General features: G+C 63.9%; 13 protein-coding genes. 1 reads left to right on the plus strand and 12 read right to left on the minus strand.

Annotated features, from left to right (window positions below; all coding sequences use genetic code 11):
• Positions 1-76: 76 nt before the first annotated feature.
• The 10 genes from QZ964_RS10750 to QZ964_RS10795 form a co-directional block, all read right to left on the minus strand.
• Positions 77-451 carry a TfoX/Sxy family protein gene (locus QZ964_RS10750; protein ID WP_292531585.1) on the minus strand — a complete coding sequence of 125 codons (375 nt, stop codon included), beginning with the start codon at positions 449-451 and terminating at the stop codon, positions 77-79.
• 16 nt (positions 452-467) lie between these two features.
• Positions 468-842, minus strand: a complete 375-nt coding sequence (locus QZ964_RS10755) for an iron-sulfur cluster assembly accessory protein (RefSeq protein ID WP_292531608.1) — start codon at positions 840-842, stop codon at positions 468-470.
• A 44-nt stretch (positions 843-886) separates the two neighbouring features.
• The gene (locus QZ964_RS10760; RefSeq protein WP_292531587.1) at positions 887-1264 is read right to left on the minus strand and encodes an SUF system Fe-S cluster assembly protein; all 378 of its coding nucleotides are present in this window, start codon (positions 1262-1264) and stop codon (positions 887-889) included.
• A 16-nt stretch (positions 1265-1280) separates the two neighbouring features.
• A complete protein-coding gene (locus QZ964_RS10765; RefSeq protein WP_292531589.1) occupies positions 1281-2525 on the minus strand; it encodes a cysteine desulfurase in 1245 nt (414 codons plus the stop codon).
• The gene (gene sufD, locus QZ964_RS10770) at positions 2522-3814 is read right to left on the minus strand and encodes a Fe-S cluster assembly protein SufD (protein ID WP_292531591.1); all 1293 of its coding nucleotides are present in this window, start codon (positions 3812-3814) and stop codon (positions 2522-2524) included. The genes QZ964_RS10765 and sufD overlap by 4 nt, the downstream gene beginning before the upstream one ends.
• Positions 3815-3817: 3 nt before the next feature.
• A complete protein-coding gene (gene sufC / locus QZ964_RS10775) occupies positions 3818-4570 on the minus strand; it encodes a Fe-S cluster assembly ATPase SufC (protein WP_292531594.1) in 753 nt (250 codons plus the stop codon).
• 145 nt (positions 4571-4715) lie between these two features.
• Positions 4716-6185, minus strand: coding sequence for a Fe-S cluster assembly protein SufB (sufB, locus tag QZ964_RS10780; RefSeq protein WP_292531596.1), 1470 nt, complete (start codon positions 6183-6185; stop codon positions 4716-4718).
• A 79-nt stretch (positions 6186-6264) separates the two neighbouring features.
• Positions 6265-7422 carry a cysteine desulfurase family protein gene (locus tag QZ964_RS10785; RefSeq protein ID WP_292531598.1) on the minus strand — a complete coding sequence of 386 codons (1158 nt, stop codon included), beginning with the start codon at positions 7420-7422 and terminating at the stop codon, positions 6265-6267.
• 100 nt (positions 7423-7522) lie between these two features.
• Positions 7523-9568 carry a VWA domain-containing protein gene (locus tag QZ964_RS10790; protein ID WP_292531600.1) on the minus strand — a complete coding sequence of 682 codons (2046 nt, stop codon included), beginning with the start codon at positions 9566-9568 and terminating at the stop codon, positions 7523-7525.
• Positions 9568-10080: an RNA polymerase sigma factor gene (locus QZ964_RS10795; protein ID WP_292531601.1), complete on the minus strand. Its 513-nt coding sequence runs from the start codon at positions 10078-10080 to the stop codon at positions 9568-9570. The genes QZ964_RS10790 and QZ964_RS10795 overlap by 1 nt, the downstream gene beginning before the upstream one ends.
• 194 nt (positions 10081-10274) lie before the next feature.
• Here QZ964_RS10795 and QZ964_RS10800 point away from each other — a divergent pair, with 194 nt between their 5' ends.
• Entirely contained in the window at positions 10275-10949 is a 675-nt protein-coding gene (locus tag QZ964_RS10800; RefSeq protein WP_292531602.1) for an alpha/beta hydrolase, read from the plus strand.
• 81 nt (positions 10950-11030) lie between these two features.
• Here QZ964_RS10800 and QZ964_RS10805 read toward each other — a convergent pair whose 3' ends face one another.
• Both QZ964_RS10805 and QZ964_RS10810 read right to left on the minus strand, forming a co-directional pair.
• A complete protein-coding gene (locus QZ964_RS10805) occupies positions 11031-12170 on the minus strand; it encodes an anhydro-N-acetylmuramic acid kinase (RefSeq protein WP_292531603.1) in 1140 nt (379 codons plus the stop codon).
• A gap of 163 nt (positions 12171-12333) precedes the next feature.
• Positions 12334-13889 (minus strand): hypothetical protein (locus tag QZ964_RS10810; RefSeq protein ID WP_292531604.1); only part of this gene is annotated, 1556 nt, incomplete at its 5' end.

The raw sequence follows: 13889 nt of genomic DNA on the forward strand, positions 1-13889 counted from the left end.
AACGGGCGACGCCAGTATTAGCGCCTTGTAAAGACCGTTGCATTTCAAATGGTTATCATCTTGTTCGCGGTCCTCTTTACGATGGGCGTCGGGCTTTTGACGCCTTGCGCTTCTCGACGACCGGCTTTTGCTTTTTCGAGCCCGCCCGGAACGCGGCTTCAACCGCAGACCTGGCCCAGCGGACGAGTTCCTCGCCGTCCTCGAGCGCCTGGTCGGGAAGAGTCCAATAGGAGATCGTGATGGGTCGATTCTTGCCTTGATAGATGAACGGCCGGCAGCCCGCCTCCTGAAACTGCGGCGCGCTATGCCGATCGGCCTTCAGGTAGATTTCGCCGTCCGCTTCAATGGCGAAGAACAGCCCATCGGCGTAAACGCCATGGCCGCCGAACATTCGCTTGACAGACACGGGGGCAAACGGGGCGAAAAGCTCTTCGATGCGCGCGCGGTCCATGGCGGCCCTTAAAAAATCAGTAATTCCCGATTTGCGACGCGGCCGCGACCTTTTCCGGATCAGCCGGCTGAAGTTCGACGCTCTCGCCGCAGCCGCAGGCCGACGTCTGGTTGGGGTTTTCGAACACGAAGGTCGAGGAGAACTGCGTCGTCTGCACGTCCATCGTCGTGCCGAGGAGATAGAGCACCGCCGCGGCGTCGACGATCACCCGACCGCCCTCGACGTCAATGACCTCGTCGCCCTTCTCCGGTTCGGCGATCTCCATTTTATAGGACATGCCGGCGCAGCCGCCTTTTTCCACGGAGACGCGCAATCCCTGCCCTTCGCCGGCATGCGCCAGCAGCCCGCGCACGCGCTCGGCGGCCGCGGGGCTGACGTTCATGACGCTCATCCTCTGCATCGAAGTCATCGCAAAATCCTATAAAGCGTATCCGCTCACCACATATCGAGCGCGACGCGCGCTTCATCCGACATCCGGCTTTGATCCCAGGGCGGATCGAACACCATGTTCACCTTTACGTCGCTGACGCCGGGCACGGCGCTCACGGCATTCTTGACCCAGACCGGCATTTCGCCCGCCACCGGACAGCCCGGCGCGGTCAGAGTCATGTCGATTTCCACAAGCCCGTCATCCGAAATGTCGACCCGGTAGATCAAGCCAAGCTCGTAGATGTCGGCCGGAATTTCCGGATCGTAGACGGATTTGAGCGCCTTTACGATGTCGTTCGTCAGCCGCTCGTTTTCAATGGCGTGAGCCGTTCGGTCCGGCGCTGCGGCGCGTTCGTGTTCGCTGGTGTTGGGAGCGTCGTTCATGAACACGAAGATCTCCTCAGGCGAAAAGAGAGCGGGCCTTTTCGAGCGCTTCCGCCAGCCGGTCGATCTCCTCGCGCGTGTTGTATAGCGCGAAGGAGGCGCGACAGGTGGAGGTGACGCCGAAACGGGACAGAAGAGGCATGGCGCAATGCGTTCCGGCGCGCACCGCGATGCCGGATCGATCGATCAGCGTGGCGATGTCATGCGCATGCGCCGCCGCCATGTCGAAGGAAACGATCGGTCCCTTGTCCGGGGCCTGCCCATATATTTTCAGCCCCTCGATCCGCGACAGCCTCTGATGGGCATAAGCGGTCAGTCCCGCTTCATGGGCGCGAATCGCGTCCCGGCCGATGCGTTCGATATAGTCGAGCGCCGCGCCGAGCCCCACGGCCTGGGCGATCGGCGGCGTGCCGGCTTCGAACCGGTGCGGCGGCTCGTTGTAACTTACGCTGTCAAGCGTCACGGTTTCGATCATCTCGCCGCCGCCGCAGAACGGCGGCAGCGCCTCAAGCCATTTACGCTTGCCGTAAAGCGCGCCGATGCCGGTCGGGCCATAGAGTTTGTGGCCGGTCACCACATAAAAGTCGGCGTCGAGCGCTTGCACGTCAACGTCAAGATGCACAGCGCCCTGCGAACCGTCGACGACCAGCGGAACTCCATGCGCATGAGCAATGCGCGTCGCCTCGGCGATCGGGGTCGGCGCGCCGAGCACATTCGACATATGAGTGAGCGTCACGATCTTGGTGCGCTTCGAGAACAGCTTCTCAAAAGCATCTAGATCGAAGCGGCCGTCGTCGTCGACCTCCAGCCATTTCAGCACGGCGCCCTTGCGTTCGCGCAGGAAATGCCAGGGAACGATGTTGGAGTGATGCTCCATTATTGAAAGGATGATCTCGTCGCCTTCGCCGATATGCGCCTTGCCGTAAGAGGCGGCCACCAGATTCAGGGCTTCGGTCGCGCCGCGGGTGAAAATGATTTCATCCGTCGATTCCGCATTGAGAAAGCGGCGGACGGTCTCACGCGCGCCTTCATAGCCTTCGGTGGCGGCGTTGGCGAGATAATGCAGGCCGCGATGCACATTGGCGTATTCATGCTCATAGAAGCGCGTCAGCCGTTCGATCACGGCGCGCGGCTTTTGCGCCGAGGCGGCGTTATCCAGATAGGCGAGCGGCTTGCCATAGGGTCGCTCGGCAAGAATAGGGAAATCCGCCCTTGCCGCTTCGACGTCATAAGCCGTCTCGATGCGCGTAATCTCATTCATCGGCTGATCCTTCGAGAAAGCCAAGCACTCACGCGATCGCTGAGGAACGCCTTGAATTGCTCGTCCTGTAGCGGCTCCATCGCCTCATTGGCGAAGCCCTCTATGAGCAAGGCTTCGGCTTCGCGGCGCGGCAGTCCACGCGCGGTGAGATAAAACAACTGGTCCTTGTCGAGCCTGCCGCATGTTGCGCCATGGCCGCACTGCACGTCGTCGGCGAAGATTTCGAGCTCAGGCTTGTTATTCATCGTCGCCTGATCGGAAAGCAGCAGAGCCTTCGACTGCATGACGCCGTCGGTCTTTTGGGCCCCCGGTCGCACGATGACCTTGCCCTGGAATACGCCGACGCTCTGATCGTCGAGAATATTGCGGAAGCATTCACGACTTTGTCCGGAGGGCTTCGCATGATCGACGATCAAAGTCGTGTCGGCGTGCAGTCGCCCGCGCCCGAGAGTCGCGCCATTGAAGGCGGCGCTCGCACCTTCGCCGTCAAGGCGCACGAAGATCTGCCTTCGATTCAGGCCTTCGCCCTCGACAAGTGCGAATGAATTGATCATGGCGCCGACGTCGAGATGGGCAAGCAGCGACGCTACGCGGATTGAGTGATCGACGCCGCCCGAGAGATGCGTCACCAGTTCGACGCGCGCGTTCGGCGCCAATCGAAGTAAAAGCGCGCTATTGTCCTGCGCCGGAGCCGCCGACAGCGCGCTAAGCGTTTCAACCAAGCTCGCATGAGCGCCCTCGCCCAGCGTGACGAGCGCCCGCGTATAGGTCGACTGTTCCGCTTCCGCGGACGTCGTCGCAACAAGTTCGATCGCCCGCTCGATTCTAGCGCCCGGCGCGATCTGGACGACGACGCCGTCCTGCATCAGCGCCGCGTTGAGCGCGAGCACCGAGTCCTGCGCGCCGCTATCGGCGCTGGCGAGCGCCGACATGACATGCGGCTCGCCTTGCGCCAGCGCGTCGCGCAGCGACTGGACGACGACGCCCTCGGGGAGCCGCGCGATATCGGAGAGATCGGGCCGGAAAACGCCGTCAAGGGTGACGAACCGCAGCGAGTCATGCGCGCGCGGCAGCGACAACGCGGCACGGGAAGCGGTGGCGAGCGGCGCCGGCCTGCTCATCGCCGTTTTCAGATCGGTGTAGTGCCACGACTCGACGCGGCGATTCGGCAGACCAAATTCTGAAAACGCCGCCCAGGCGGCCGCGCGCAGGCGCGGCGCGCCCTTGTCGCGCATTTCTTCGTAAAAGGAGGAAAGCGTCGCTTCCGCTTCGCTTGCCAGCTTGATCATCGCTTACGCCGCCTCTTGCGCGATGTAATCCTGATAGCCGCGCTGTTCGAGCTCCAGAGCAAGTTCCGGACCGCCCGACCGCATGATGCGTCCCTGCGCCATCACATGCACCGTGTCGGGCCTGATATATTCGAGCAGGCGCTGATAATGGGTGATGACGACAAAGGCGCGCTCGGGCGCGCGCAGCGCGTTGACGCCGTCGGCGACGACGCGCAGCGCGTCGATGTCGAGACCCGAGTCCGTCTCGTCGAGGATAGCGAGTCGCGGCTGCAGAAGCGCCATCTGCAGAATTTCCATCCGCTTCTTCTCGCCGCCGGAGAAGCCGGCGTTCAACGGCCGGCGCAGCATGTCCTGCGCGATGCCCAGCGACGCCGCGGCCTCCTTGACGCGCTTCATGAATTCCGGCGTCTGCAATTCCGGCTCGCCCCGTGCGCGACGCTGGGCGTTGAGCGCCGCCTTGAGGAAGGTCATCGTTGCCACGCCAGGAATCTCGACCGGATACTGAAATGCGAGAAAAATACCCTTGGCGGCGCGTTCGGCGGGATCGAGCTCGAGAATGTTCTCTCCGCTGAGCCGCACCTCGCCTTTCGTCGCCTCATAGCCTTCGCGGCCGGCGATGACGTAAGAGAGCGTCGATTTGCCGGTCCCGTTCGGTCCCATGATCGCCGCGACTTCTCCGGCCTTGACGCTCAGCGTAAGACCTTTCAGAATTTCGCGGTTCGCCACGGAGACGTGGAGATCCTTGATTTCGAGCATTGTCAAAAAACTCTTCCTGGTCTCTGGTTGTCATGGCCGGCCCTGAGCCGGCCATCCAAGTCTTCGCGTTCGCAATCGTTCGTCGAGCAGGGCGCTTTGAGCTGAATGGATGGCCGAGACAGGCCCGGCCATGACGCTGAAACCATCACCCCACGCTCCCTTCGAGCGAGATCGAAATCAGCTTCTGCGCCTCGACGGCGAACTCCATCGGCAACTGCTGCAGCACGTCGCGCACGAAGCCGTTGACGATCAGCGCCGTCGCCTCTTCCGCCGTCAGTCCGCGCTGCATGGCGTAGAACAGCTGGTCCTCGGAAATCTTCGAGGTCGTCGCCTCATGCTCAAACTGCGCGCTCAGATTCTTCGACTCGATATAGGGAACCGTATGCGCCCCGCAGTTGGGCCCGATCAGCAGACTGTCGCACTGCGTGAAATTGCGCGCGCCATCGGCCTTACGATGCGCGGAAACCTGTCCCCGATAGGTGTTCTGCGACCTGCCCGCCGAAATGCCCTTGGAGATGATGCGGCTTTTGGTGTTCTTGCCGAGATGCAGCATCTTGGTGCCGCTGTCGACCTGCTGATAGCCGTTCGACACCGCGATCGAATAGAACTCGCCCTGCGAGCCGTCGCCGCGCAGGATGCATGACGGATATTTCCAGGTGATCGCCGATCCCGTCTCGACCTGAGTCCAGGAAATATGCGAATTGCGGCCGCGGCAATCGCCGCGCTTGGTGACGAAATTGTAAATACCGCCCCTGCCCTCGCTGTCGCCGGGATACCAGTTCTGCACCGTCGAATATTTGATCTCCGCGTCGTCGAGCGCGACGAGTTCGACGACCGCGGCGTGCAATTGATTTTCGTCGCGCTTCGGCGCCGTGCAGCCTTCGAGATAGCTCACATATGAGCCTTCGTCGGCGATGATCAGCGTGCGCTCGAACTGACCCGTATTCCGCTCATTGATGCGGAAGTAAGTCGAAAGCTCCATCGGGCAGCGCACCCCCTTCGGCACATAGACGAAGGACCCGTCGGAGAAGACCGCGCTGTTCAGCGTCGCATAGAAATTGTCGGTCGCCGGCACGACCGAGCCGAGATATTTCCGCATCAGCTCCGGATGCGTCTGCACAGCCTCGGAAATCGGGCAGAAAATCACGCCCGCTTTGGCCAGTTCCGCCTTGAAGGTCGTCGCCACGGAGACGCTGTCGAAAACCGCGTCAACCGCGACGCGCCGCGTCTCGACTCCGGCAAGTATCTCCTGCTCGCGCAACGGAATGCCGAGCTTCTCATAGGTGCGCAGCAGTTCGGGATCGACATCCTCCAGCAACTTCGGGCCGGGCGTCGACTTGGGCGCCGAGTAATAATAGAGATCCTGGAAATCGATGCGCGGATAATGAACGCGCGCCCAGCGCGGCTCAGTCATGGTCAGCCAGCGCCGGTAGGCCTCCAGGCGCCAGTCGGTGAGCCACTGCGGCTCGCTCTTCTTGGCCGAGATGAAACGAACGATGTCTTCATTCAGGCCCTTGGGGGCCTTTTCCGATTCGATATCGGTCGAAAACCCATACTTATAGGCGTCGACGTCGATCGACGCGACGCGCGCAACGGTCTCCTGACGGGCCGCCATCTTTCTCTCTCCTCGTCACGACGGGTTCAAGGCCCGCCGGCCGATTGTTCCGCCTCCGCCCAGCCTTTTTTGCCGTCGACTAGGCGGCGGAATGTCGCGACGTCATGCGATCCACGACACGTGCAAGAACCTTTCCAAATTCTTCTACATCCTCTTGCGTCGAAGACCAACCCAAACTGGCTCTCAGCGCCTCCTTTTCCGCCGCGCCCATTGCGGCAAGCACATGAGATTCCATCATCTTGCCTGAAGAACAGGCTGAGCCCGCCGAAAGCGCGACGTTCTCAAGGTCGAGCGCCATCAGCATGGTGCGCGGGGCGAGGCCGGGAATTGCAAAAGCGCTGGCGTTTGGCGCGCGCGGCGCCCTTAAACCGTAGAATCGGGCGTCTGGCGCGATTTTCAAGACTTTCCGCTCCAAAGCGTCGCGCAAATCGGCGAGCCGCGACCGCTCCCCTTCCAGGTCGGCGGTCGCAGCCGTCAGCGCCGTCGCAAATCCGGCGATTCCGGCGACGTTTTCCGTTCCAGCCCGGCGTCCAAACTCCTGGCCGCCGCCGCGCAACATCGGCGCCGCCAGATGCAGGCTTTCATCGCGAAAGGCGAGCGCGCCGACGCCCATGGGTCCGCCGAGCTTATGTGAAGAAAAGAACAATATGTCGGCGTCGGTCGTCGTGAATGTCGTTTCGAGCCGGCCGATCGCTTGCACCGCGTCGGAGACAACGACGCCATTCGCCGCATGGATCAGCGCCGCCGCCTCGGCGACAGGCTGAATGACGCCGGTCTCATTATTGACCGCCTGCAGCGCCAGCATCGCGCGCGCGCCGGAGCGCCGCGCCAAGGCCGCCTCCAGCGATTTAAGCGAGATCGTCCCATCGGGGGTCAGCGGAACGGTTTCCACCGCGTCGAGCGGAAAGCGGTGGCCCTGCAGGACGCACAGATGCTCTCCGGCGCCGATCAGCAGGACGTCGATCGGATTTGGGTCGCTCTCTCGACGCAGCGCAGGCGAAAGCGCGAGGCTCGCCGCCTCGGTCGCGCCGCTGGTAAACACGACGCCGCGCCGAGGTCCGCCAATCGCCTGCGCGACCGCGGCTCGCGCGTCTTCGAGAAGAGCCTTCGCCGCCCTGCCCTCGGCATGGACCGAGGACGGGTTGCCGAGCGTCTCCAGCGCATCGAGCATCGCCGCCCGCGCCTGCGGGCGCAGCGGCGAGGTAGCGTTGTGGTCGAGATAGACGCGCGCAGACATGGGCCTCGGTTTCGGTTGCCGCCATTCTAGCAGAGCGCGGCGGCGCAGGCGCGGTCTCGCATCTGCGCCGCTCTTCGCGGAAAGGGTTGCGCACGCCCCTCTACGGCCGCGCGGACTTGGCGAGGCGCGCGAGATTAACGAATTCGGCGCGATAGCCGAACGGATCGTCGCCCTTGGCGCTCTGCGCCAGCGCGATCACATCGTCATAGCCGTAGCCGCCAAGATAGGGCGCGCCTTTCAGCAATTGCGCGAAGGCCGCAACGGCAATTGAGAAGCGCACGTCCTGCGGCGCGCGAGCCAGGCTTTCCATGCTTTGCTGATCGGTGATCGGCTGGGTAATGAGTCGTGACGCGCCTTCCTTCGGCAGCTTGTAGCGCAGCTTGAGGAAGCCGAACTCGCTTTCCGCGCTCGCCTGCCCCACCGCCGGCGCTTTTTGCTTTCCGTAACGCAGTTCATCGACGAGCTTCTTTTCCGAGTTGGCCGGCGTAATCTCGTACATCGCGGTGACGCGGTGACCGGAGCCGACATCGCCCGCGTCCATCTTGTCATTGTTGAAATCCTCGCGGCGCAGCGCGCGGGTTTCGTAACCGATCAAGCGATATTCGGAGACGCGGGCGGGATTCCACTCGACCTGGATTTTCACGTCCTTGGCGATAGGAAACAGCGTCGACGACGCTTCCTCAATAAGCGCCTTGCGCGCTTCGTTGAGATTGTCGACATAGACCGCCGCGCCGTTGCCGTTTTGGGCCAGCGTCTGCATCAGCGCGTCATTGTAATTGCCCTGGCCGACGCCGAGTATGGACAGGAAGACGCCCTTCTCACGCTTCCGTTCGATCAGCCCTTTCAATTCGCTTTGATCGCTGACGCCGACATTGAAATCGCCGTCGGTCGAAAGGATCACGCGGTTGACCGCCGATGCGTCGAAATTCGACTCCGCCAGCCGATAGGCGTCCTGAATGCCCTGCCCCCCGGCCGTCGAGCCGCCAGCGCCGAGCGCGTCGATCGCCCCCAAAATTTTGCTTTTGTCGGCGATCTTCGTCGGCTCAAGCGCGACGCCCGAGCCCGAAGCGTAAGTGACGACCGCGACCGTGTCTTCCGGCTTCAATTCGTCGACGAGCATTCGAAGCGCATTCTTGACGAGCGGCAGACGATCCTGCGGCGACATCGAGCCCGACACGTCGATCAGAAAAACGAGATTGGCGCGCGGGCGCTCGGCGCTTTGCAGCGCATAGCCCTGTATTGCGATATGCACGAGGCGGTTGCCTGGGTTCCACGGGCTTGGCGTCACCGTAATCGTCGGCTTGAAAGCCGCTTGTGCGCTCTCGGGCTTCGGATAGTCGTAGGGGAAGTAGTTGACGAACTCCTCGACCCGCACCGAATCTTTCGGCGGCAAGCGGCCGTCATTGAGGGCGCGGCGGGCGAAGGCGTAGGAGGCGGTGTCGACGTCGATCGAAAACGTCGAGACCGGCTCCGTCGCTGCAACTTTGACGGAATTGATCTCCTTTGAATCGAATCTGTCGCGAAATTCGCTTTCCGGCGCGACATGCCTATCGACCGGCGGTGAAGCGCCTGTTTCGACTGCAGCGACCGATTTCGCGTCATGCGCGGATCGCGACAGCTTCTGTCTGACGCCATCTTGAACCGAGCCGGCGAGGCGCGGCGGTGGCGCCACTCCGTCGACACGGCCGCCGAGCGCGCCCGCTGCGGTCGTGCTCTTCGCTCGCTCTTCTCGCGCGACGGGAGCCGAGGGCGCGGGAGCCGGCGGAACCGCCGCCGGCGCCTCCATGTGCGGCGCTACGGCGACCTCGGCCGGCGGCGAGATGGGGCCACCCGAGAGATTGGAAGTGCTCCCGCCGCCGCCCGGCGCATAAGTGCGCGAAAGCATGAAAGCGGCGGGCGCGCCGATCATCAGCGCGGCGATCGAGGCCGCCAGCGCGCGGTTGAATTGAAACGTCTGACGCATTTTCTTTTTCCCTTCCGTTGGAGAGGATGCGTGACTGAGACGTTGCGGCGCGGTCGATCCTTTGGCGCCGGGTGCGCTTTTTTCGAAGGCGGCCGTCGCCGCCGCGAGCGCCGCGCGCTTGGCGTCGTCGCCCGCCGGCGGAACTGGCGTGTCTTTGAGACGGATGAGATCAGGTTCGACCATCACACCGCCTCCAGAATAATTCTGAGGCGCTTGCGCGCCTCATGCAGATGCCACGACACCGTTTTCTCCGAACAGCCCATCAGCGCCGCCGCTTCGCCATGCGACAGGTCCTGCGCATAGACGAGCAGCACGGCGTCGCGCTGCTGATCCGGCAACGCGCGCACCGCGCGCCAAAGCTCCTGCCCAATCATGTCGTTCTCCGGAGTCTCGTTGTCGGCGCCGTCGGCAAGCGCCGATATTCGCGCCGGTTCGAGCGCCACGACTCTGCGCCGCGCCCGGATATGGTCAACCGCAGTCGTGTAGGCGATGCGATAGACCCAGCTCGTGAAAGCGCAGTCGTTGCGGAAGCCGTTCATCGCCGTCGCGATCTTCACCATCGCGTCCTGGGCGATGTCCTGCGCTTCTGCGCGCGCGCCGCTCCAACGCCAGGCGAGCGCATAGACCCGGTCGTAATGGCGCTCGGCCAGCGTCGCGAAAGCGGCGCGGTCGCCGGCGGCCGCCCGTCGCGCCAAGTCGCCATCGGTTTCTTCCCCCGGCAATTCGCCCCCGCTGCTTTACCCCGCTAAGATCATGGACGGCCGGGCTCGCCAATTCCTTTGGTCAGGACGGCTAAAATTCGCTGCGCCTCTTACCGCCGAATTTCCTTGCATTTCACTGTGGCCCACGTGGTAGAAGGCGCGCTTGCCCGTTTTGCAAGGGATCATGAATGCCCGAAGTTATCTTCACCGGTCCGGCCGGCAGGCTCGAGGGCCGCTTCCATCAGTCCGCCACGCGCGGCGCGCCGATCGCGATCGTGCTGCACCCGCATCCCCAGTTCGGCGGCACGATGAACAATCAGATCGTCTATCATCTCTACTATGCCTTTGCCGAGCGCGGCTTTTCCGTGCTGCGCTTCAATTTTCGCGGCGTCGGCCGGTCGCAGGGCGCCTTCGATCACGGCTTGGGCGAATTGTCCGACGCGGCGGCGGCGCTCGATTGGGCGCAGTCGGTCAATCCGGAGGCGCGCGCCTGCTGGATCGCCGGCGTCTCCTTCGGCGCCTGGATCGGCATGCAGCTGCTTATGCGCCGTCCCGAGATCGAGGGCTTCATATCGATCGCGCCGCCCGCGAACCGCTTCGACTTCTCGTTTCTCGCGCCCTGCCCGTCCTCGGGCCTGTTCGTCCATGGCGATCAGGACCGCGTCGCGCCGCTCAAGGAAGTCACAGGCCTCATCGAAAAGCTCAAGACGCAGAAGGGCATCGTCATCGAACATGCGGTGGTCGAAGGCGCGAATCATTTCTTCGAGAACCGGGTCGAGCCGCTGATCGCGCATGTCGACGCCTATCTCGACAGGCGTCTTGGCAATCCGCCGAGAATCGCCATTCCCGCGCGGGGAGATTGAGGCTTGTCATTCCCGAGGCGCGAAGCGCGATCGGGAATCCAGCGCAAAATCAGCCTTCCTACATTGGCTCTGGATTCCCGGTCAGGCCTGCGGCCTGCCGGGAATGACCGACGACCCTGCCGCGCGCGCCAACACGCCGCCGGGCAGCGCCTCGGCGACGCCGGTCGTCGTCGGGAAGGTGATCGGCAGCCCTTCCAGCAGCCGAGTGGCGAGATAGGCGAAGGCCTGCGCCTCCATCGAATCCGCTGACCAGCCGACCGCGTCGGCCGTGGTCACCTTGCATGGCAGGCGCATGACGAGTTCGCGCACCAGGATCGGATTGCGCGCGCCGCCGCCGCAGACGATGAGCAATTGCGGCTGCGTTGGCAGATGCGGAAACAGCCGCAGCACCGAGGCTGCGGTAAAGGCGGTCAGCGTCGCCGCGGCGTCCTCGGTCGAGAGCTTGGCGATGGCGTCGAGCGCGAAGGCGTTGCGGTCGAGCGATTTCGGCGGCGGCTGATCGAAGAACGGATGCGCCAGCATCTTGAGCAGCGTCGCTTCGTTGACGCGCCCGCGCGCCGCCGTATGGCCATGGCGGTCGATCGGCGCGCCGGTGCGCTGGAGCATCAGATCGTCGATGAGCGCATTGCCAGGGCCGGTGTCGCAGGCGATCGGCTCCTCGCCGTCGGCGACGTAAGTCACATTCGCGACGCCGCCGATGTTGAGCAAAGCAACTTCGCCCTTCATGCCGCCGGCGACGACCAGCGCGCGGTGGAACACGGGCACAATCGGGGCGCCCTCGCCGCCGGCGGCGATGTCGGCGGCGCGAAAATCATAGGCGACGTCGAGCCCGAGACGCGCGGCCAGCGCCGGACCGTCGCCGATCTGAATGGTGAGACCCTGCTTGGGACGGTGCAGCACCGTCTGGCCATGAAAGCCGACGATCGCAACGCTCGCCGGGTCGATCTCATTGTCCCGAATCAGCGTCTCGACCGCCTCGGCGTGACGGTCGGTGACCATCCGCTCGGCGAAGGCGAGAACGCCCGGCCGCGCGTCGCGATCCTCGAGCGTCGCCGCTTCGGCGAGCGCATTGCGCAGCAGCGCGCGGTCGGCGTCATTATAGGGGTAGTGCCCCGTCGGCCCGAAGGCGACGGCGGCGTCGCCATCGGTTTCGATCAGCGCGACGTCGACGCCGTCCATGGAGGTGCCGGACATGAGGCCGATTGAGCGGTAGGTGGGCAAAGGCGAATCTCCTAGATGACGGAGATTAGCAGGAAAGGCAGGCCTTTCCCTCTCCCGCTTGCGGGAGAGGGTGGCCCGGCACAGCCGGGTCGGGTGAGAGCCCTCATCCGTCGCGCCTTCGTGCGACACCTTCTCCCGCAAGCGGGAGAAGGAGAAAACCTGCCTACCTCCGCCCTTCCCAAGCCCAGGCCGCAACCACGGCGCCGAGCAGCGCCAGCATCGCCCACAATCCCAAACCGAGCGGCGCGATTTCGACGCCGACCAGCGTCGAGGCGCCAGTCTGTCTGATCCCGATCCAGTCCGAGCCGCCATAGCGGTTGGCGTCGCGGAGTTCCACGACCCGCGGCATGGAGACCGTATCAGCGCCGCCAGTCGACAGTCGTCGCGCCGTGCCGCCCGTCGCCTCCGCCAGCGGCTGCAGTTTTTCCGTCGTCGACGCGACTTCGCGCAACTCGCGCGGATTGGGCGGGCCGACATTGACGAGCGCCGTGAGGCCTTCGCTCTCGAAGCGCCACAGGCCCATTTCCTTGGCGTCAAAACGCGCCCGCCACAGTCCAGGCTCGCTCTGAGCGACGGCGATCTCGTCGCGCGCGCCCGACGGCGCTGTCGCCATCACCGGCGCGGACCTTTCCTTCATCGTCTGGCGCTCGACGCTGACCTCGCGGCCATGCGCCGCCGCGCGTAGCGCCTCCTCTTCGAGATCCGGCTCCTTCATCAGCCAATGGGCGAGGCGGCGCATCAGATCGACATGCGGGCCGCCGCCCTCGAAGCCCCGCGCCCAGAGCCAGATCTGGTCGGAGAGCAGCAGCGCCACCCTGCCCTTGCCTTCGTGCGACAGCACCAGCAGCGGCTTGTCGCGCACGCCGGACATGATCGAATCGCCCTTCACTACATTGGCGTCGACCTGCCGAAACCATTCGCCCCAATTCGGCGGCTCGGAATTGGCGCCGGCCAGTCCGCGCGTCACCGGATGTTTCTCGCCATCCTTGCTGACGCGGGCGCGGAACGCCTGTTCGAACAGCGCGCCGTCAGGGCGCGCCGGCAAAATGTTTTCAAGCGGCGAGTAATAGAGCCCGCGCAACGTCGCATAGTCGGGGCCGACCGCCGCCAGGAACGCGCCGCCGTTCTCGACGTAATTGGCGATGTTCTCGAAATAGATCGAGGGCAGAGTCGTCTGGCTCGAATAGCGATCGAAGATGATGAGATCGAATTCGTTGATCTTGCGGCCGAAGAGGTCGGCGGTGGGAAAGGCGATCAGCGATAATTCGCTCGCCGGGGTGATGTCGAGCTTCTCAGGCGGCCGCAGAATGGTGAAATGCACCAGTTCGACATTGGCGTCGGCGCGCAGAAGATTGCGCCAGCTCCGCTCGCCGGGATGCGGCTCGCCCGACACGAGCAGAACCTTGAGCCGGTCGCGCACGCCTTCAATCGCCAGCACCGCTTTGTTGTCGAGCGGCGTCAGCTCGCCGGGCGCCGGCGGAATTTCGAGTTCGACGACATTTTGCCCGCCATGTTCGATGCGCACCGGAATGCTGACGATGTCGCCGGGCGCGGGGCTGAAGGTCGGCAGCGCCTCGCCGTCGCGGCGCACCGAGATCGGGATGCGCGCGCCGTCGCCGCCAAGATCGACGACGCGGGCGCGGATGATCTGATCCTTGCCGACGATGCCGAAACGCGGCGCCTCGACAAGTTCGATTCGGCGGTCGCGCTCGCCCTGAT

Origin of the sequence: Methylocystis sp. (assembly GCF_021731785.1) — a bacterium.
Classification (GTDB): Bacteria; Pseudomonadota; Alphaproteobacteria; order Rhizobiales; family Beijerinckiaceae; genus Methylocystis.